General features: G+C 57.2%; 15 protein-coding genes. 8 read left to right on the forward strand and 7 right to left on the reverse strand.

Features of this window, described 5'->3' with window-relative positions:
- Positions 1 to 51: 51 nt before the first annotated feature.
- From EBA31_RS13070 to EBA31_RS13080, 3 genes are all read right to left on the reverse strand, one after another.
- On the reverse strand, positions 52 to 2,814 hold the full coding sequence (locus EBA31_RS13070) for a TonB-dependent receptor (RefSeq protein ID WP_122079398.1): 2,763 nt from the start codon (positions 2,812 to 2,814) through the stop codon (positions 52 to 54).
- 113 nt (positions 2,815 to 2,927) lie between these two features.
- Positions 2,928 to 3,884: a FecR domain-containing protein gene (locus tag EBA31_RS13075; protein WP_162302891.1), complete on the reverse strand. Its 957-nt coding sequence runs from the start codon at positions 3,882 to 3,884 to the stop codon at positions 2,928 to 2,930.
- Complete coding sequence (locus tag EBA31_RS13080) at positions 3,874 to 4,416, reverse strand: RNA polymerase sigma factor (protein ID WP_044551258.1); 543 nt, start codon at positions 4,414 to 4,416, stop codon at positions 3,874 to 3,876. Before EBA31_RS13080 ends, EBA31_RS13075 begins: the two co-directional genes overlap by 11 nt.
- Positions 4,417 to 4,763: 347 nt before the next feature.
- On the opposite strand from EBA31_RS13080, the gene EBA31_RS13090 reads away from it, so the two are divergent.
- Positions 4,764 to 5,576 (forward strand): energy transducer TonB, encoded by an 813-nt coding sequence (locus EBA31_RS13090; RefSeq protein ID WP_122079399.1) that lies wholly within the window; start codon positions 4,764 to 4,766, stop codon positions 5,574 to 5,576.
- Between the two features lie 30 nt (positions 5,577 to 5,606).
- Here the strand turns inward: EBA31_RS13090 and EBA31_RS13095 are convergent, their stop codons facing one another.
- The 4 genes from EBA31_RS13095 to EBA31_RS13110 form a co-directional block, all read right to left on the reverse strand.
- On the reverse strand, positions 5,607 to 6,482 hold the full coding sequence (locus EBA31_RS13095; RefSeq protein ID WP_122079400.1) for a LysR family transcriptional regulator: 876 nt from the start codon (positions 6,480 to 6,482) through the stop codon (positions 5,607 to 5,609).
- A gap of 265 nt (positions 6,483 to 6,747) precedes the next feature.
- A complete protein-coding gene (locus tag EBA31_RS13100) occupies positions 6,748 to 8,046 on the reverse strand; it encodes a cytochrome c (protein WP_122079401.1) in 1,299 nt (432 codons plus the stop codon).
- On the reverse strand, positions 8,043 to 10,325 hold the full coding sequence (locus EBA31_RS13105) for a molybdopterin cofactor-binding domain-containing protein (RefSeq protein ID WP_122079402.1): 2,283 nt from the start codon (positions 10,323 to 10,325) through the stop codon (positions 8,043 to 8,045). Before EBA31_RS13105 ends, EBA31_RS13100 begins: the two co-directional genes overlap by 4 nt.
- Positions 10,322 to 10,795 (reverse strand): (2Fe-2S)-binding protein, encoded by a 474-nt coding sequence (locus EBA31_RS13110; protein WP_044551268.1) that lies wholly within the window; start codon positions 10,793 to 10,795, stop codon positions 10,322 to 10,324. The genes EBA31_RS13105 and EBA31_RS13110 overlap by 4 nt, the downstream gene beginning before the upstream one ends.
- A 627-nt stretch (positions 10,796 to 11,422) precedes the next feature.
- Here EBA31_RS13110 and EBA31_RS13115 point away from each other — a divergent pair.
- From EBA31_RS13115 to EBA31_RS13145, 7 genes are read left to right on the forward strand one after another with little or no spacing between them, the layout of a single operon-like run.
- A complete protein-coding gene (locus tag EBA31_RS13115) occupies positions 11,423 to 12,661 on the forward strand; it encodes an SfnB family sulfur acquisition oxidoreductase (protein ID WP_044552946.1) in 1,239 nt (412 codons plus the stop codon).
- A gap of 11 nt (positions 12,662 to 12,672) precedes the next feature.
- Positions 12,673 to 13,878 carry an SfnB family sulfur acquisition oxidoreductase gene (locus tag EBA31_RS13120; RefSeq protein WP_122079403.1) on the forward strand — a complete coding sequence of 402 codons (1,206 nt, stop codon included), beginning with the start codon at positions 12,673 to 12,675 and terminating at the stop codon, positions 13,876 to 13,878.
- Positions 13,878 to 15,248, forward strand: a complete 1,371-nt coding sequence (locus tag EBA31_RS13125; protein ID WP_122079404.1) for an LLM class flavin-dependent oxidoreductase — start codon at positions 13,878 to 13,880, stop codon at positions 15,246 to 15,248. The genes EBA31_RS13120 and EBA31_RS13125 overlap by 1 nt, the downstream gene beginning before the upstream one ends.
- 32 nt (positions 15,249 to 15,280) lie before the next feature.
- Positions 15,281 to 16,093, forward strand: coding sequence for a MetQ/NlpA family ABC transporter substrate-binding protein (locus EBA31_RS13130; RefSeq protein ID WP_122079405.1), 813 nt, complete (start codon positions 15,281 to 15,283; stop codon positions 16,091 to 16,093).
- Positions 16,094 to 16,096: 3 nt separating this feature from the next.
- On the forward strand, positions 16,097 to 17,188 hold the full coding sequence (locus tag EBA31_RS13135; protein ID WP_122079406.1) for a methionine ABC transporter ATP-binding protein: 1,092 nt from the start codon (positions 16,097 to 16,099) through the stop codon (positions 17,186 to 17,188).
- A complete protein-coding gene (locus EBA31_RS13140) occupies positions 17,172 to 17,825 on the forward strand; it encodes a methionine ABC transporter permease (RefSeq protein ID WP_044551278.1) in 654 nt (217 codons plus the stop codon). Before EBA31_RS13135 ends, EBA31_RS13140 begins: the two co-directional genes overlap by 17 nt.
- A gap of 25 nt (positions 17,826 to 17,850) precedes the next feature.
- Positions 17,851 to 18,801: a sulfonate ABC transporter substrate-binding protein gene (locus tag EBA31_RS13145; protein ID WP_122079407.1), complete on the forward strand. Its 951-nt coding sequence runs from the start codon at positions 17,851 to 17,853 to the stop codon at positions 18,799 to 18,801.
- Positions 18,802 to 18,981: the final 180 nt, after the last annotated feature.

Genomic DNA, 18,981 nt, shown 5'->3' on the forward strand with positions numbered 1-18,981 from the left:
CATGCCTGACCGCCGGGCCTTATTGCCCGGGGTCAAGTTCATCAAAAGGGATCAGAGATCGTAATTCAGCTGAAGCCAGAACTGACGCCCCGGCTCGTAGGAGTGCAAGACCCGATCGCCATAAACAAAGGTGTCGGCAACGTTGCGTTTGTTGAGCAGGTTATTGACCTCAACCGAAATGCCGACGCCATAGGCAAAGGCCGGCTGCCACGTGACTTTGGTATCCCAGCGGAAATTGCTAGCGAAGTGGGTTTTGTCGTATTTGAGCATTTGCTTGCCGCTGTCGGGATCGAGGTAATATTCATTCCCGTAGCGAACGGCCTGATTACGTGCGCTGCGCCACTGTAAGCGGTTATAAAACGTCAGGTTGTATTCCTGCCAGTCACTGGTCAGCTCCAGGTTAAAGCGCCACGGCGAATTGAAGTCGGTGGCAGGCAGGTCTGCGGCGTTTATCATCCGGCCGTCATACCACACCTTGTCGGAATCCAGCTTGGTGTTGGGATCGAAAAACGCATATCCCTGGTCTTTTGGCGTGTTGCTTTTGCTCTGCTGCCAGCTTATGGATCCCGACAACGCATGCGTTACCGCCCCCAGCTCCCAGGGTTTGCTGTTGCTGACCGCCAACGACAAGGTGTCGTGGCTACTGCGACCGCCGTTATCGAAAGTACGGATCCGCGATTTCATGGCGTTGGCGCTGTCGGCATATTTGGTGCGGCTGCGAACTTCGTCATGCCCTTCGCGGTGCACGTATTGCAAGCGCCACAGGCTTTGCATCACCTGCTGTTCAACGGCAAAGCTGAGCTCATCGTTATAGGGAGTGGACAGGCTGTCGACGCCTTCAAAATCTTTCACGCCATCCCAGTCGTTTTCCGCCGGATCCAAAGAGCAGAAATAGTAACAGTGTTCCATGCCGGCATTTTGCGCCTCATACAACGCGTAGGTCAGCATTGAACGACCGTAGTAGCGGTTGGCGCCGGCAATCAGAACGGTTGATCCGGTACCGAATACATCGAAACTGCTGGTCAGCCGTGGGGCCAGGTTGGTTTTTTCGACGAAATCGTCTCGGTCCAGGCGAACGCCCGGCCGTACGGTAAGACGCCCGTATTGCATGCTGTCGTCAAGGAACAATGCATAGTTGGTATAACCTGCCTGATAATTGCCTGCCCGGAAGCGAGTGACATAACTGGCATTGTTCATGTACTCCAGATCTTCCGGGGTGCCGCTGAACTTGTAACGGTAGTAATCCCGATAGCGCAGGTAACGGGCGCTGGTTTTGTTGACTTCAAACCCCATGTTCGGCGAATGGCGCAGCCCCAGGGCCTGGAAAGGGGTAAACCTCAGCACGCCTTTCACCGCACCGCTGTTTTGCCGCGTCGTCAAATCCCCCTGACCGCCATTGTTGTAGTACTGCGGGTTGCGCCAGTCAGAGTAATCCTCCAGCGTGTAATAATCCTTCAGATCGTTGGTTCGCTGATCTTTTAACTGTTGGTAATTGGCGGTGAGATCCAGACTCGCAACGTCAAAACGGTGCTCCAGTTGCAACGTGGTGCTCAGGCCATTGTGGTCATTGTCATAGCCTGAATTGAGCACGCTACTGGAAAACAGCTTGCTGGTGTAAGCCGAGTAATTAGCGGAAAGGTGCGCGGTGGTACGCTCATTGGCATCCCATGACAGCTTGGCGAAATAGTTGTCGGAAACACGCTTTTGATTACGGTAACCCGGCTCGGTAGACACAATTTCCAGGGCATTGTCCGGCCCTAACTGCAGGCCGCTGCCACCGGTGGTGTAGGTAGGTAAATCGGAGATACGGTGCGAGGCGGAAACCACGATGCCGAGGTTATCGGCAATCCCTGCCTCAAACCAGCCGCCAAAGTTCTGTTTGGTGTATTTGGGTTGATAGCGCCCAGGGCGACTGGTGTCGTTTTTGGCGCTGTCAAAATCCATATCAGGATCGGTGAACACTTTGTTCCAGGAGGAACGCGTTTCACGAAAATACGCATGCGCACTGTTTTCACCGCGCCAGCGGCGGCTGGTGACGTCCAAAGTGCCGCCGGTGAAGCCGCCGTATTCAACCGGGATGTTATTATCGAACACCGTTACGCTGTCGATCAGGCGGCTATCGATATACATGCCCTGCTCGCTGCTGTCGATACGGGTGATGGTTTCGCCGTTACCGTCACTGGCAGGGTCAACGTCGTTGTTGAAACTGACGCCGTCTAACTTATAAGCATTCTGATAGCTCGACGAACCATGAATGGATATCGCCTCAGGTTTGATTTCACCCTGCGTCAGGCCAGTATTCCCGGCATTGGAAAACTGCACCGCCGGGTTGGATTTCAGAAGTTCGGTGACGTTGCCGTTACCGGTTGAGCGTTGACGGATCTCTTCGGAAGTGATGACCTGCGGCGCCGACATCAGATTGTCCGCGCTGCGCCCGCCGGCCTCTCCCATCACCGACGTAGTTGGCAACACCATGCCCCTGGTATTGCCCAGTGCGGCCGGCGGACGGATCACATAGCCATTGCCGCTGTCGACCAACGTCAGGCCGCTGCCGGCCAGGAGTTGCTGCAAAGCGGTCTGCGGACTGTAGCTGCCGTTGAGCGCCGGAGCACGCAAGTGCTGCAAGTCTGCCTCATTGAACAACACCTGCAGTTGCCCCTGTCGCGCGATCTGCGCAATGGCATTAGCCAGAGGTTGTTCAGCCATATTAAGTTGCAGTGCTGCGGCACCAGCCAGTGGGCTGGACAGCAGCGTCGCCAGCGCTATCGCGGTCAGTGCCGGCATCCCAGAGCGTTTATTGTTTTTTTGCGTCATGTTGAGTGTTCTTCCCTAGAAAATGAAAGTGCCGTACCCATCGGCACAGCACCTGGGAAGACGTGATAATGAGAATTATCCTCACCTAAAAAATGAAATATTTTTTAACTTTTTTATTTAGCCTTTATTATCAATGCATTGCCATTTGCATCACGCACCACGCTCACGTTCAACAACAGCGGCAGCGCCGTCAGGAAAGCATCAGGATCGGCCAAATCCAAGGTGCCTGACACCGGCATTTCGGCAAGATCCGGGCTGGCCAAACTGATGTGGCCGGCCCGATAGCGGTTAAGCTCTGCTGCCAGGTCGCCCAGTGGACGGTTGCGGAACAGCAATTGGCCCTGACGCCAGTCGCCTATTTCTTCCAACGATCTGCGCCCACGCTGCAGCTCCTCAGCGGTCGGTTCCTGACGAGCCAGATCGCCGGCGTGCAACAATACCGGGGTTGTGTGAAGCCGCCCCATCATGGCAACAATCCCTTTGCGCACCGCGACGGCTACGCTGGCGCCATCAAAGCGCACGTTAAATTCGGTACCCACCACTCGCACCTGGCTTTCCCCCGCATACAGCGTAAAGGGTTTTTCCTTGTTAGCTGCGACGCTGAGATAGACTTCACCTTGTTCCAGCCAAAGCTGTCGCTGCTGTTGACCATACTGCACGCGTATTTTTGTTTGGCGGTTCAGGTAAACCCGACTGCCGTCCGTCAGCACCACATCCCGGGGGCTGTCGGCGGTCTGCACGCTAAGGTTGTTGGTCAGCAACAGCGGTAGCTGGCTGGTGGGCAGCAGCAGCGCCAGGGCAAAAAACAGCCCAGTGCCGCAACGGCGCAGCGGCCGTAGCCAGCCGGTAGTTTGGCGACGAACCCTATCGGCAGGTCGCGCTATTTGCAGGCAATCGCCCCAAATTTGCTGGATTTCCTGAAAGGCCGCCTCATGCAGCACAGAAGCAGCTCGCCAGTCGGCCAGTTGGCGCTGCTCGTCATAGGTTAAACGGCGCGCCTGGCTGCGACTAAACCACCACGCGGCCTGTTCATCAATCTCGCTTTTCAGCAAATGATTGTCATTCATCATGTTGCACACTCTCCTGCCCGGCAAGATAACGCTTGCAGTGCACTAAGGCGCCGGCAATATGCTTTTCCACCATGCTGACGGAAATGCCCATTCTTTCCGCGACCTCCACTTGCGACAGGCCATCGAAACGGTGCAGTACAAAAGCCTGACGTCGCCGCGGCGGCAGACTGTTGATTGCGGCCTCCAAATGGTTCAAGCGCTGCTGATGTTCGAGCCTTTGGTGAGGATCGGTTTCAAAGGGCGCGACATCCTGTCGATAAATCTCTTCTTCCTGATCTTCCGCCAACAAAAGACGCCGCTTGCCGGCGCTGCGCCAATAATCAATCAAAACCCGATGAGCGATTTTGAACAGAAAGGCGCGGGTATGCTCAACCGGCGTCTGTTTCGCACGTTTTAGCCATAAGGCAAAGACATCTTGCGAAAGGTCTGTCGCATCGTGGGCATTATCCAGCCGTTTGCGAAAGAAGCTCACCAACTGACCGTAGGTATTCTGGTAGGCCAGACTTACCTTTTTTGATGACGGTTTATTCATGACGATATCCGTAAAGATCGCACTGTCCCGAACGAATTGGCAGGCCAGGCTGCCGCAGAATTCGGAAACATTGAGTCGGTTACTCACGCTGCAGGCAGCAATATTTTGCAAAACAGGGGCGACTCTGAAGGTGAATACAATGGCGTTCACTCTTATAAGGCTGAGGGTTATAAGCAAAGCACAGATCAAATGCAAATAATAATCACTACCACTATCAAAGTGATTATCATTGAGTATAATCCGCAGCATTAAATTCGATATATTCGCGGATCTAGGGTGGCGTTATCCCCCCTTTCGCTACGCTGATCGATATGTTGAATGGGACATGGAAAGGCATGGAGTGGGTAATGAAATCATTTCGACAGGTGGCCACCGGCGGCTCGGCCGTCTCTTTGGTGAAATTCAAATCGCCGCTAATCTCTGCCCCCCGTTGGACGTTCAGCCTGCTGCTTGGCATCGCCGTACACCTTTTGGCGGCCCTGATGTTGATCGGCTGGGTGCATCACGTCACGCCACAAGGCATGTTGCCGCCGGCCGTGATTATGGATCTGGCGATGTATCAGCAGATGGCGACCCCTGCCGCCGATGTTCCCCCCGGGCCGGAGCAAAACATGGCGGCTCCGGAAAGGGTTAAACAACCCGAAAAAAAATCCGAAGACTTGCCCAATTTGACGCGCGCGCCACAGGGAACGCAGGCTATTCGTACCGAATTGCAGGTCAAGAAAGCCAAGCCAACGCCTGAGCTGAACGACCTTCCCTTGCCGGTGGTGGCCCGCAACAGCGCCCCCACGACCAGCGCCCCTTTACCGGGACAGTCACAGAAAAACTCCGCGTCTTTCACCAGCCCTTCGGCCGCCGCTGTCAGCGGGCAGGTCAACTGGAACAGCGACGTTCTGGCACACCTTGCGCGCTATAAACGCTACCCCCGGGAAGCCTTGCGCTATCGTTTGCAAGGCGTGAGCCACGTTCGCTTTAAGGTCACGTCCGCGGGAAATGTCATTGCGGCGGAACTGCTGTCCAGCTCCGGTGAGCGAATACTGGATCGGGAAGCTATGCGGCTGATCGCCCGGGCACAACCTCTGCCACCGCCGCCGGCAGAATTGCTGCGTAACGGCGTCGTCGAGCTGATTGCGCCTATTGCCTACGACGTCAAAAACTGACCCGGTAAGCCTTACTGCACCCTGTGTGACTCAAGGCAGTTGTTTCAACCCGTTCAATCCGGCAATCACCTTTTGCAGAGCCCGGTTGAGCGGTTTGTCCTGACGTAACGCGATAGCCAACGTACGCTCAAGCACCGGCATCAGGGATCTCCCTCGTAAGTCGGTTAGCGCCATGCGGGGAATAATGCTGTACCCCAGCCCGGCGGCAACCATCTCTTTGATCGCCTCAATGCTGCCCAGCTCCATCACCGGCATCGGTTTCACCCCGGCACTCAGGAACCAGTTGTCAATCAGCCTGCGGGTGCTGCTGCCGGCCTCGAAGGCGACGCACGGCAGCGCGCCCAGCCCCAGCGGCGTGAATTCGACGGGCACGTTCGTGCCATCCGCAGGGAAAATAGCCACGAATTCATCTTGCAACAATGGGGTTAACTGCACATTGCGTCCGCTGGCCGGCAAGGTCACCAAAGCAATATCGAGCCGGTTTTCCTCCACCGCTTTCACCATGTTATCGGTGTTGCCGGTACGTACGCCGATGTTTAAGCGTGGGTAATTCTGTTTAAGTTCACGCAGCAGCGAAGGCAGCAGATGAATGCAGGCGGTAGCCCCGGTTCCGACGGTGATGACGCCGGCAATCTCCTGTGCATGATCGGCCATCGCACCCAGTGCATTGTCCACTGCCGTATTGATACGAGCGATGTGTTCAAGTAACACTTCACCGGCGGACGTGGGCCGCACGCGTTTGGCAACCCGCTCTAACAGCCGCACCTGCAGACGCTGTTCCAACTGGCGTATTTGCAGGCTAACGGCAGGCTGGGTCAGCCCCAGCAAATCTCCCGCCGCAGAAAAACTCCCTTGCCTGACCACCAGAGCAAAAGTGTTGAACTGGTCTAAATTGACTTTTTCCACCGTGAGACGCCTTCTAAACCCCGAATGTTTCCGAATAATAAGCGAAACGCCTATCCCAAAAATATCAAAAGCTCAGCGAATTAACGTATTCGCCCTGGCCGGCAAGAGCTGTTATTTATTTAACCAGACACGGGAGGAGTTAACGATGGCACGCTACGTGTGGAATGACCGACTGAAGCAGAGCATCCGTTTCAGTTACTGGAATGAGCTGTGCGTTATTGACGATAACGGGGCCTTGGTGGCCCCGGTTCTCAAGCTAATGGCTCTATTTTTCCGCCGTTTGATCGCGTAAGTGACTGACCTGCGCTTGCAGCTCGGGCCACGGCGCTTTCCCCGCATAGTTTTGCCGCAGATAATTAAGCAATTCAGCGATCTGTCTGTCGTTCAGGTTATGGCGAAATGCCGGCATATAGCCCAGGTTGCTATTGGCCGGCCGTTGAATGCCGTCCAGCACCACCCGAATGGCATTGTCCGGCTTATCGGCATACAGGTTGGTGTTCAGCGCCAGTGAAGGTCGAACGCCGATCAGCTGAGCCCCCTTTTCCTGAGCATGGCATGCCATACAGGCACCGGAGAAAATACGTGCGCCTTCCGTGGTTAACGGCTCGGTCCGCGACTCGGCCCATTCATTCAAACGTTTGGCTTCCGTCACCTTAGACTCGCTCGGATGATAAGTGTGCAGATAGGTGGCTATGGCCTGCAAGTCTTGCTCCGGCAACCGCGAAAGCCCTTCTTCGATCACCGGTGCCATCGGCCCGGCTGCCACGCCGTGATTTGCCGAATACCCGGTGCGCATAAAGCTGAGCAAATCATCTTGTGTCCACTCCAGCGGTGCCAAAGAGCTGCCGGTTAGCGACGGAGCAGTCCAGTCTTCCGCCACGCCGCCGCTCAGGTGCTCAGCGCCGCCTTTCTCGCCAAACATCAGGTTGCGCGGCGAGTGGCAGGCGCTGCAGTGGCCAAGGCCTTCAGTCAGATAGGCCCCGCGATTCCATTCGGCGCTTTGTGTCGGATCGGCCTTCATGGCGCCAGGCTTGAGGAACAACCAGTTCCAGGTGACGATGCCCTGGCGAATGTTAAACGGGAAACCCAATTCGGTGGCCGGCGGCTGATATTTCACGGCCGGTTGCGACATCAGATAGGCGTACAAGGCCTGCAGATCTTCATCGCTGGTACGGGTAAACGCCGTATAGGGAAAAGCCGGATAGAGATAGTGCCCTTCGCGATCAACCCCATGACGCATCGCTCGTTCAAAGGCGGCATACGACCATTTCCCAATGCCGGTGTCGTTATCCGGAGTGATATTGGTGCTGTAAATGGTACCGAACGGAATCTCCATCGCCAATCCGCCGGTATTGCGCTCGCCGCCGGGCCGGGTATGGCACACCGCGCAGTCGCCGAGATCGGCCAGCACTTTCCCTTGGGCGATCTGCTGCTGACTAAAAACGTGATGATCCTTTTCCTCCAGCGGCGCTATTTCTGATTGCCAGCTGGCTATCGCCCCAATGACCACGGCGGCAACAACCGTCAGACTGCCCCAGACGGCGATTTTCTTTATGCTGCTCATAGTGACTTATCCCTTTCTGCGCTGCCGGAAGCCTGCTGTTTTAACGCCTTTACCACTCGCTCAGGGGTAAAAGGCACCTCTCGCAGACGCACGCCCAGCGCGTCGAACAACGCATTGGCGATTGCCGCTGCGCTCGGCACCGAGGCGGATTCTCCTGCCCCCATAGAGGGTTCATCCGGATAGTCCAGCAGTTGGATATCAACCTGCGGTAACTCGTCAAACCGCAGGATCGAGTAACCGCCCCAATCCAGCGACGTCACGGACGCAGAGTCAAAGGTGACGAACTCTTTCAGCACCCGGCTGGCGGACTGAATGATATTGCCGTGCACCTGGTGACGAACCCCGGCCGGGTTGATGATGCGGCCGCAGTCATGGGCAACGAAGATTTTATCCAGCTTGATCTGACCGCTGTGGCGATTAACGCTGAGATCGCACACCCAGGCCGCCCAGGCGGCACCAAACCCAGGGAATTTACTGTGGAAATAACGCGCATAGGCAAAGCCGCGTCCCGTCACCCATTCAGGATCGCCGGACACCGGGCTGCGGTAGGCCGGGCCATCCTGCCAATTGGCCTGCTTTTTCAACGCTTGAATCAGCGCCACGGCACGCGGATCTTTCAGATATTGCAGGCGGAACGCGATCGGATCCTGCCCGGCTCGCCACGCCAGTTCATCAATCCAGGATTCGTGGGCGAACACGTTGGGTAACGCCGAGACCCCACGCATCCACGAAGCCCGCACAATTGGCGCGGCGTCCTGGCACACCACCCGCATATTGGGATATTCATATTGGGGAATGGCGGTTCTGTCGCCCATCTGCTGCACGTCTGCCCGATTGGGCACTTTACCGGCCAATACCAGTGACAACGTCACAGCATTGTTTGAAGGGTAGCTGGTTTTCAGTTCGTAAGCCGCCACCTGATTGTGCTCATCCAACCCGCCGCGGACTCGCATCAGTTGCCCGGTGCCCTTGGGCTCCCAACCCGCCTCTTGTTCACGCATCAACTGTACCCTGACCGGCTTGCCGGTGGCCTGCGATAACAGCGCAGCGTCAGCGGAGACGTCATCGGCACAGTTGCGACCGTAGCAGCCGGAGGCTTCCATGCGATTGATATGGACCTGCTCTGGCCGCCAATCGAGCAAATGAGCGATGTCCTTACGCAAATCGTGAGGATTTTGCGTGCCTGACCAGATTTCTGCGCGATCGCGACCGACGTCGGCCACCGCACAGGACGGGCCGATCGACGCGTGTTGATGGTAAGGCCAGACGTAATCAGCATTGACCTCGGTATGCAGCGAGGCCAAAGCGGCATCGACCCCGGCATCATCACGCAGCACGCGATCGGTTTTGGGGTTTTCCACCAGGGCCTTATGCAATCCTGTAAGCGAAAGATCGGGTAAACCGGACCAGGGACGCCAGACGGTTTTCAGTTGCCGCATGGCGGCAATCGCCTGCTCTTCGCGTTCGGCGACGATACCGATGAAATCGTTAATCACCACCAGTTTTACAATGCCAGGCAAATGGGCAATGGAATCATGGTCAACCGACAGCAGGCCGCTGCCCAAGGGGGCGCTGCTGTCGGCGCCGATATACGGCGGACGCACCACTCTGCCATGCAGCATGCTCGGCAGGCGGAAGTCATGCACATAGGTCAGTTGGCCGGTCACCTTGGCCGGGATATCCACGCGCGGCACCGCCTTGCCCACGTAACGGCTTTCCGCCACGCTCTTCAGCCTGATGGTTTTATCCAGTGCCACCTGTAAATTCTGCCCGCGAGCCAGTTCACCATAGCTCAGGCTGACGCTGGGTTTATGTATCTCAAATATCCGGCCATTTTCAGCCTGCAGGCGTTCCACCGGTAACGCAAAGGCCTTTGCGGCCAGCGCCAGCAGCAATTGCCGCACCTGCGCGGCAGCCTGGCGCAGCGGTATCGAAGTCACCTGGATAGTGGCGCTGGCGATGGTAGGCCCCTGATCCGGGGTGCGCTGGGTGTCACCCAAAATCACCGTAACGTGCTCAAAAGGCACGCCGATTTCATCGGCAACAATCTGTGCCAATGCGGTGCGAATGCCGGTGCCAAGATCCACATGGCCGTTAAATGCCGTGACGCGGCCATCGGCGGTCAGGCCGATAAAGCTGTCCACACGATCGAGCGGCAGATCGCCGACCGCCGCTGGCTCAGCGGCGAAAGCATTAAGTGAAACGGGCAGCAGGCTGCTGACCATCACCAGGCCACCGGCCTGCAACAGGCGACGGCGCGTGATTTCCAGGCGGCTCATGCCGGCCCCCTTTCCGCCAACAGCTGGCGGGCTTTGGCGGCTGCACGCAAGATTTCAATATGGGTACCGCAGCGGCACAGGTTATAAGCCAGCTCATTTTTGATTTCTTGTTCATCTGCCTGAGGGTTGCGTTCAAACAGAGCCACCAGCGTCATGATCATGCCGTTGGTGCAATAACCGCACTGCGCGGCCTGCTCATCAATAAAACCTTGTTGAACCGGATGCAGTTGCCCCGCCTCGCCAAGGCCTTCCAGCGTGGTAATGGATTTGTTGAGGGCACCGCTCAGCGGGAGGGAACAGGAGCGGGCGGCTACGCCGTCGATCAGTACCGTGCAAGCACCGCACTCCCCGAGGCCACAGCCGTATTTAGGGCCGTTAAGGCCCAGATCGTTGCGTAACACGTAGAGTAGCGGCGTTTCGGGTGAAATGGCGCCCAGTGCGACCATCCGGCCGTTTATTTTTATTTCCATGGTGAATGCATATCCTTAACCAAACGGATCTCTCCGTAATATCACTGTGATGAATAACTCACAGCATGCTAATTATAATCATTGAAAGACTTGCTAATGTTAAGGGTATGTAGCGGCAATTGCTTTAACGAAAAGTGGGTATTTATTATCGATTGCCGATGACTGGCGAAAATCACGGCAGCTCAGGTCGCTGGCGCTGATCAAAAAACGAGCACACTTTCTTCCTGCGTGAAACCGCCTTCAGAAGCATTGATATATTTTATTTCGGTGAATTAAGCGTTATTAAGCAGGAGATATATCTTGAAGCTTTATTTTCTTCGGTAATCTTTTTTATTTCCACAGGCTAATATGAGGTCCGGGTTTATTATATTTCCTCCAGGCCGACAGCGCCGTGGCGCGCGGCTTCCTCCTCTGCCACGCCGCTTGGGCTGCGGCATTCCCTTTAGCTAATTAATCGCTAAGCAAGGGACTATTTATAATAAGCCGCCGCTTTACACCCTCGCGCGCAAATTATTATTATCATTGCGTTCCCGCCGCAGAACCGACTTGAATTTTAATTATATTTAATTGCGCTACGCACAGAGCGGCGCGCTCTTTACTGCTGCCTACCGTATTGAGGACATCGTTATGGTTGTTTCTGTTTCGCCTGCACCGGATGCACCCACCGCCCCCCCAGCCGATGAGCCGGCTCGTTACCTCACTGACGACCGTCAGGCGCTGGATGCGGCGCGTCAGGTGGCCAACGCCGCAGCTCCCCGTGCCATGCTGCGTGACCGCCATCGGCAGTACCCGCTGCAAGAGCTGGCGCTGTTTAGCCAGTCCGGCCTGGGCGGCATTTCGATTCCGCGTCAATACGGCGGGCCAGGGTTATCCTTCGCCACGGTGGCAGAGGTCTTTCGCCTGATTTCCGCCGTCGATCCGGCACTGGGCCAGATCCCGCAAAACCACTTTGGTCTGATCCAACTGCTGCGCGATGCGGCCAGCGAAGCTCAGCAACGGCGTATTTTCAGCGAAGTGCTGGCCGGCCGACGCATCGGTAACGGTGGCCCGGAAAAAAACAGCAAACACACGCTGGACATGCATACCCGCCTGCAGCAAACGCCTGATGGCCTGCGTCTCAATGGGGACAAGTTTTACTCTACCGGCGCGCTGTTCGCACAAATCGTCGCCGTCAAAGCCCTCGACGATCGGCTGCAGCCGGTACTGACCCTGCTGCCAGGGCCCACGGTCGGCCTGGAGATTGTCGACGATTGGTCAGGTATGGGCCAACGCACCACGGCAAGCGGCACCCTGCGGTTGCGTAACGTGGCGGTTGACCCGATCAACGTTATCCCGCTGCTGCCGCTGGCAGAAAAACCCACCATTCAGGGCGCGGTTTCTCAACTGATCCAGGCGGCTATCGATGCCGGTATTGCCCAGGGCGCTCTGGATGAGGCCACGCAGTTTATTCGCGAGCGCTCTCGCCCTTGGGTCGATGCAGGGGTCGAACGTAACGCCGACGATCCCTACATTCTGGCCGACGTCGGTCGAGTTAGCGTCGAGCTGTGCGCGGCAAATGCCCTGTTGAGAAAGGCGGCACTCACGCTGGATGAAGTCGATCGCCAACCGATCACGGCCGAAAGCGCCGCGGCCGCGTCGATTGCGGTGGCAGAGGCCAAGGTACTGACCACCGAGGTCGCGCTGTTGGCCAGCGAAAAACTGCTCGAGTGGAGCGGCAGCCGCGCCACATTGGCAGAACATGGCCTCGACCGTCACTGGCGCAATGCCCGCACTCACACCCTGCACGACCCGGTACGCTGGAAATACCACGCCATCGGCGATTACTACCTCAACGGCCGTTTTCCCGCGCGCCATTCGTGGATTTAAAGGAACCGAACATGACAAGCCAGACAGTCCCTCAACGTACCGCGCAGAGTATTACCGATGCCGGACAGGCGCTGGAGACCGCCCATCGACTGGCGACAGAATTCAGTCCCGGTGCCGCCGAACGTGACAGCCAACGACGGCTGCCGGTTACCGAACTGGCCGAATTGTTCGCCTCCGGGCTTGGCGGGATCACCGTCCCACGTGAATTTGGCGGCCCAGCTCTGTCAAATCGCGTTCTGGCGCAGGTCATCGTCATTCTCAGCCAGGCCGATGCCTCGATCGGTCAGGTGCCGCAAAATCACTATTACGCACTGGAAGTGCTGCGGGTCAACGGTTCAAAGCGTCAGCAGCAACGTTTGTATCAGGAAGCGCTGGCCGGGGTGCATTTTGGCAATGCGCTGGCGGAATTCACCAGCAAAGCCGCTCACCAGCGGAGTACCGCGCTATCCCGGCATCAGGGGCAATGGCGCCTGTCCGGCCAAAAATTTTACGCCACCGGCGCACTCTATGCCGGGCGCATCCCAACCGCTGCGCTGGGTGAGGACGGTAAAGAGCAATTGGTGTTTTTACCGCGCAATACGCCGGGTTTGACCATTACTGACGACTGGTCGGGCTTTGGCCAACGCACCACCGGCAGCGGCAGCGTGGCGTTAAACCATTGCCCGATCGATGAAGAGGATATCGTGCCTTTCCAGACTGCGTTTGAACGGCCCACGCCGGTGGGCCCGCTGGCGCAGATTATGCACGCCGCCATCGATCAGGGCATTGCCAAAGCGGCCTGGCAAGACATGTTGCAGTTTGTCCGTACTCGTTCCCGTCCGTGGATTGACTCTGGGGTCGAACAGGCCAGCGAAGACCCGCTAACGCTGGATCGCATTGGCAAAATCTCCGCTCGAATTCAGGCCGGCGACGCCTTGCTGGAAGTGGCGGGCGAAGCGGTCGACGCCGCACAACGCCACAGCGATGCACAGTCGGTGGCGGAAGCCTCGATTGAAGTTGCCAGAGCGCGCGCCTGGACCACCGAAGTCTCGCTGGCCGCCGGCAATCTGCTGTTTGAGTTGGCCGGTAGCCGCGCCACTGTGCAGGAATACAACCTTGACCGCCACTGGCGCAATGCCCGCACTCATACCCTGCACGATCCGGTGCGCTGGAAATACCCGGCAATCGGCAATTACGTTTTAAACGGGGTGTTGCCACCGCGTCGGGGGACCTTGTAATGAGCGCTATTGTCAAAGAAGTTCTGCTGAACGCCTTCAACATGAACTGCGTCGGCCATATTCATCACGGCATGTGGACTCATCCACAGGATCGTTCCACCGAATTCAACCAACTGGGCTACTGGACCGAATTGGCGCAGCTGCTGGAGCGAGGCCTGTTCGACGGACTGTTTATCGCCGATATTCTCGGCGTTTATGATGTTTACCAGCAGAATATTGCCCTGACCGCCCGCGAGTCGATACAGCTGCCGGTCAACGACCCGCTGCTGCTGGTGTCGGCCATGGCGGCGGTCACTCGCCATCTGGGGTTCGGCATCACCGCCAACCTCAGCTATGAAGCCCCCTATCCCTTTGCCCGACGGCTGTCGACGCTGGATCATCTGACCCAGGGACGTATCGGTTGGAATATCGTTACCGGTTATCTCGACAGCGCCGCCCGCGCCATGGGGCTGAACGAACAGATAGATCACGATCGCCGCTACGACCAGGCCGATGAGTTTCTCGACGTGGCCTATCAGCTGTGGGAAGGCAGTTGGGAAGACGGGGCCGTATTGGCTGACCGACAACGGCGAATCTACGCCGATGCGCAGAAGATCCATAAGGTGATCCATCGGGGAGAGTTCTACCAGGTGGAGGGTTATCACCTGTCGTCGCCTTCACCACAACGTACCCCACTGCTGTTCCAGGCGGGCAGTTCGTCACGTGGCATCCAATTCGCCGCTCGCCATGCGGAATGCACCTTCGTGAATCACGCCACGCCGGCGGTGATGAAAGCCCAGGTGGACAAGTTGCGCTACGCCGCCGTGGCCGCCGGACGTCAGCGTCAGCATTTGAAAGTCTTTATGGGGGTCGGCGTTATCGTCGCCCCCACAGCCGCGGAAGCACAGGACAAATATCGCGAATATCTGCGCTATGCCAGTCCGGAAGCCGGCCTGGCGCATTTCTCCAGTTCTACCGGCATCGACCTCTCGCGTTTCGGGCTCGACGATCCGATCCAGACCGGGCCGACCCAGGCCATTCAATCCGTGACCCAAACCTACCGCGGCTGGACCCGGCGCCAACTGCTGGAACAGCACGCTATGGGCGGCCGCTACCCACTGGTGGTGGGCGATCCTCAGCAGGTGGCCGATGCCTTGCTGCAGTGGATTGACCAGGCCGATATCGACGGTTTTAACCTGACGCGAATCGTTAACCCAGGCAGCTACCGCGATTTTATTGATTTGGTGGTGCCGGAATTGCAATCGCGCGGGCGATACAAGACCGCCTACCGTGCCGGCAGCCTGCGGCAAAAACTGTTCCAACAACAAGACCGATTACCCCCAAGTCACCCGGCTGCCCGCTGGCGTCTGGGTGCTCCATTAACGGTTTGAACCACTTACTTTTCTTTTAAAGGGACAACATCATGACCATAGCCAATCTGACACTAAAAATACTGTTCCCGGCGCTGCTGGCCTTCTCAGGCTCGGTGGCGGCGGCCAATGACTACAGTGGCGCCCTGAAGGTCGGCACCACCGCCGCCTTCGCGCCGCCGTTGGAAGTGGCGGCGGAAGAGGCTCGCAAACAAGGGCTGAAGGTGGACATTATCGAATTCAGCGACTGGACCGCTCCTAACGTCAGCCTGGAAAACGGCGATATCGACGTCAACCTGTTCCAGCACCTGCCGTTCCTGCATAACGCCAACAAAGAAGGCAATTTCCACCTGGTGGCCTACTCCCCGGCGATCATCAATAACGTAGGGTTGTATTCCAAGAAACATAAAAGCATTGCCGAACTGCCGGACGGCGCCAGCGTGGCGATTGCCAATGACGTGATTAACGGCGGGCGCGGTCTGTTGCTGTTACAAAAGGCCGGGCTGATTAAGCTCAAACCCGGTGCGGGTATCCAGGCGACCCAGGCCGATATTGTCAGTAACCCCAAACACATCAAGATTATCGAGGTAGAAGCGGTGCAATTGGCGCGCACCCTGGAAGAAGTGGATCTGGCGCAGGGCTATCCCCACTACCTGCGGCTTTCCGGCACCGTCGATCCCAACAGCGCCCTGCTGTTTGACGGCCTGGAGAACCCGGAGTACGTGATCCAATTCGTGATCCGCGACGGTCATCAGGACGATCCGCGTCTGCGCAAGTTTGTCAACGTGTATCAGCATTCCCCGGTGGTACGCGCGAAGCTGGACAGTTTCTACGGCAAACTGTATCAGCCAGGCTGGAGTCAATAAGTTATGTCCAGCCTGGTCCTGACTCCCCCGGAGGTCCTGGTTGCCGATGAGCCGGTTCGCCACCTGGATGATACTCATCTGCGCTTTACCCGGCTCAGCAAGCGTTATCCTGGCCAACTGACCGATGCGCTAAAGGAAATTAACCTCAGCATTCGCCGAGGGGAAATCTTCGGCATCATCGGCCGTAGCGGCGCAGGGAAATCCTCGTTGATCCGCACCATCAACCGGTTGGAACGCCCCAGCGGCGGCAGCGTCGAGGTTGATGGCGTCGATATTGATCGTCTGAATGAAGATCAATTAGTGGCCTACCGACGGCGTACCGGTATGATTTTTCAGCATTTCAACCTGTTGTCGGCCAAAACCGTTCGGCAGAATATCGAGCTGCCTCTTCGTGTGGCGGGCATGCCCCCCGCAGAACGGCGCAGCCGAGTGGACGCGCTGCTGGAGCTGGTCGGGTTACGTGATCACCCGGACGCCTATCCGGCACAGCTTTCCGGCGGGCAGAAACAGCGGGTCGGTATCGCCAGGGCACTGGTGCACAACCCTGAACTGTTGCTGTGCGACGAGGCCACCTCGGCACTCGATCCGGAAACCACCCGCGCCATTTTGGCCTTGCTGCAACGCATCAACCGAGAGTTCAACATCACCATCGTGCTGATCACCCACGAAATGGAGGTGATCCACGATATTTGCCACCGGGTCGCCGTGCTGGAGCGCGGCGAAATTATCGAGTACGGCCCCGTCTGGCAGGTGTACGGCAATCCGCAGCAGGAAACTACGCGTATCTTGTTGACCCCGGCGCACGACAGCCTGCCCGAGATACTGGCCGGACGAATTACCGCTACGCCATCGGCGCCGGATTCGCCGTTGTTAATCCGATTGCGTTATCGCGGTCTGGGGGCTTCGCTGGAACTGAATCGGGTGCTGGCGGCTTTTCAGGGCAATGTGACACTGGTCGAAAGCGCCATTGAGCATATTCAGGGACGGGCCATAGGGTACTTGCTGTTAAGCGTGACGCCGTCACAGTTCGCATCCGATATTCCACAAACGCTGGCCGACAGCGTGGAGGTACTGGGCTATGTCACTGCTGCTTGACCGGCTGTGGGCCGGATTTCTCGATACGCTGCTGATGGTGGGCGTTTCTTCCCTGCTGGCACTGGCGCTGGGGCTGCCGCTGGCGGTTGTGCTGGTGGTCAGCGAACGCGGTGGGCTCTATGAACAAGTCGGGGTTCAACGGGTACTCGGTTGGCTGGTGAATCTGTTTCGCTCGATCCCCTTCTTGATCCTGATGGTCGCCTTGATCCCGTTCACCCGCATGCTGGTCGGCACCTCTTACGGCGTCTGGGCAGCCGTAGTACCGCTGACGGTCGCCGCCATGCCGTTCTTTGCGCGCATCGCCGAAGTCAGTCTAAGGGAGGTGGATCACGGCCTGATTGAGGCGGCACAGGCCATGGGATGTCGTCGTGGGCACATAATCCGCCACGTGCTGCTGCCGGAAGCCATGCCCGGCATCGTCAGCGGTTTCACCATTACTCTGGTCACCATGATCAACGCTTCGGCGATGGCCGGGGCTATCGGAGCCGGCGGTCTGGGTGATTTGGCTTACCGCTATGGTTACCAGCGTTTCGACACCCAGGTCATGCTCACCGTCATCGTGGTGCTGGTGGCTCTGGTCACCCTGCTGCAATTTTTTGGCGATCGGCTTTCGCGCCGATTAAACCACCGGCAATAACCCTTTTGTTAAATGGATATTGATGATGAATAAATTGAAAGCCTCTTTGATCGCCGCGTCGCTGCTGTTGGGCACTTGTGCTCTGTCGAACGCGGCGACACAGGAAACACCACAGCAAATCACCATTGGCTATCAGAAAGCCAATATCTTTGCCCTGTTAAAATACCGTGGCTCGCTGGAGAAAGCCCTGGCACCTCAGGGCATCAAGCTGCGGTGGATTGAATTCCCCGCCGGGCCGCAGATGCTGGAGGGACTGAACGTGGGCAGCATTGACCTGGCGGCGACTGGCGATGCACCGCCGGCCTTCGCTCAGGCGGCCAAGGCGGATCTGATCTATCTGGGGCATTCGCCGGCCAGCCCGAAAACCGAAGCCATTGTGGTGCCCCAGGATTCGCCGATCAAAACCGTCGCCGACCTCAAAGGCAAACGGGTGGCGCTGAACAAAGGTTCCGACGTCAACTACCTGCTGGTCAGCGCGCTGGAACAGGCCGGATTAAGCTATAAGGACGTTACCCCGGTGTATCTGCCGCCCAGCGACGCTCGCGCCGCCTTCCAGCGTGGCAGCGTCGACGCCTGGGTGATTTGGGATCCTTATTACGCCGAAGTGCAAAGCCATGCCAACGCTCGCCTGCTTAAAGATGCCGAAGGCCTGGTGCCGCATTACACCTTCTACCTTGCCAGCCGTCACTTTGCCGAAACCTACCCTGACAGCGCCAAGCTGGTGCTCGACCAGTTGGGAGAACTGAGCACCTGGGCCAACGCGCATCAGGATGAAGCGGCGAAAATCTTGTCGCAGAGTACCGGATTGGATCAGGCTATCTGGGCCAAAGCCCTCGCCCGCATGCCGTTTGGCAGCCAGCGCATGACCCCGGAGGTGTTCGCGCAACAGCAGCAACTGGCGGATAAGTTTACCGCCATCGGTCTCCTTCCGGTCAAGGTGGATGTCAGCAGCGCACGCTGGTCAGAAGATAAGTAAGTAAGTAAGTAAGTAAGTAAGTAAGTAAGTAAGTAAGTAAGTAAGTAAGTAAGTAAGTAAGTAAGTAAGTAAGTAAGTAAGTGACTGATTATTTATCTATTAATTCGACTAGCAAAGTCATATTCGGCATTTAACCGCCGGGGAGATTTAGATTATGATTCTTGCCTGTCTCTGAGGTTT

The sequence above is a fragment of the Serratia sp. P2ACOL2 genome (assembly GCF_003691565.1).
GTDB lineage: Bacteria > Pseudomonadota > Gammaproteobacteria > Enterobacterales > Enterobacteriaceae > Serratia > Serratia liquefaciens.

Excerpts from the sequence above, each read along its gene's own strand:
- EBA31_RS13070 (WP_122079398.1), bottom strand. The coding sequence starts at position 2,814 with ATGACGCAAAAAAACAATAAACGCTCTGGGATGCCGGCACTGACCGCG.
- EBA31_RS13075 (WP_162302891.1), bottom strand. The coding sequence starts at position 3,884 with ATGATGAATGACAATCATTTGCTGAAAAGCGAGATTGATGAACAGGCC.
- EBA31_RS13080 (WP_044551258.1), bottom strand. The coding sequence starts at position 4,416 with ATGAATAAACCGTCATCAAAAAAGGTAAGTCTGGCCTACCAGAATACC.
- EBA31_RS13090 (WP_122079399.1), top strand. The coding sequence starts at position 4,764 with ATGAAATCATTTCGACAGGTGGCCACCGGCGGCTCGGCCGTCTCTTTG.
- EBA31_RS13100 (WP_122079401.1), bottom strand. The coding sequence starts at position 8,046 with ATGAGCAGCATAAAGAAAATCGCCGTCTGGGGCAGTCTGACGGTTGTT.
- EBA31_RS13105 (WP_122079402.1), bottom strand. The coding sequence starts at position 10,325 with ATGAGCCGCCTGGAAATCACGCGCCGTCGCCTGTTGCAGGCCGGTGGC.
- EBA31_RS13110 (WP_044551268.1), bottom strand. The coding sequence starts at position 10,795 with ATGGAAATAAAAATAAACGGCCGGATGGTCGCACTGGGCGCCATTTCA.
- EBA31_RS13115 (WP_044552946.1), top strand. The coding sequence starts at position 11,423 with ATGGTTGTTTCTGTTTCGCCTGCACCGGATGCACCCACCGCCCCCCCA.
- EBA31_RS13120 (WP_122079403.1), top strand. The coding sequence starts at position 12,673 with ATGACAAGCCAGACAGTCCCTCAACGTACCGCGCAGAGTATTACCGAT.
- EBA31_RS13125 (WP_122079404.1), top strand. The coding sequence starts at position 13,878 with ATGAGCGCTATTGTCAAAGAAGTTCTGCTGAACGCCTTCAACATGAAC.
- EBA31_RS13130 (WP_122079405.1), top strand. The coding sequence starts at position 15,281 with ATGACCATAGCCAATCTGACACTAAAAATACTGTTCCCGGCGCTGCTG.
- EBA31_RS13135 (WP_122079406.1), top strand. The coding sequence starts at position 16,097 with ATGTCCAGCCTGGTCCTGACTCCCCCGGAGGTCCTGGTTGCCGATGAG.
- EBA31_RS13140 (WP_044551278.1), top strand. The coding sequence starts at position 17,172 with ATGTCACTGCTGCTTGACCGGCTGTGGGCCGGATTTCTCGATACGCTG.
- EBA31_RS13145 (WP_122079407.1), top strand. The coding sequence starts at position 17,851 with ATGAATAAATTGAAAGCCTCTTTGATCGCCGCGTCGCTGCTGTTGGGC.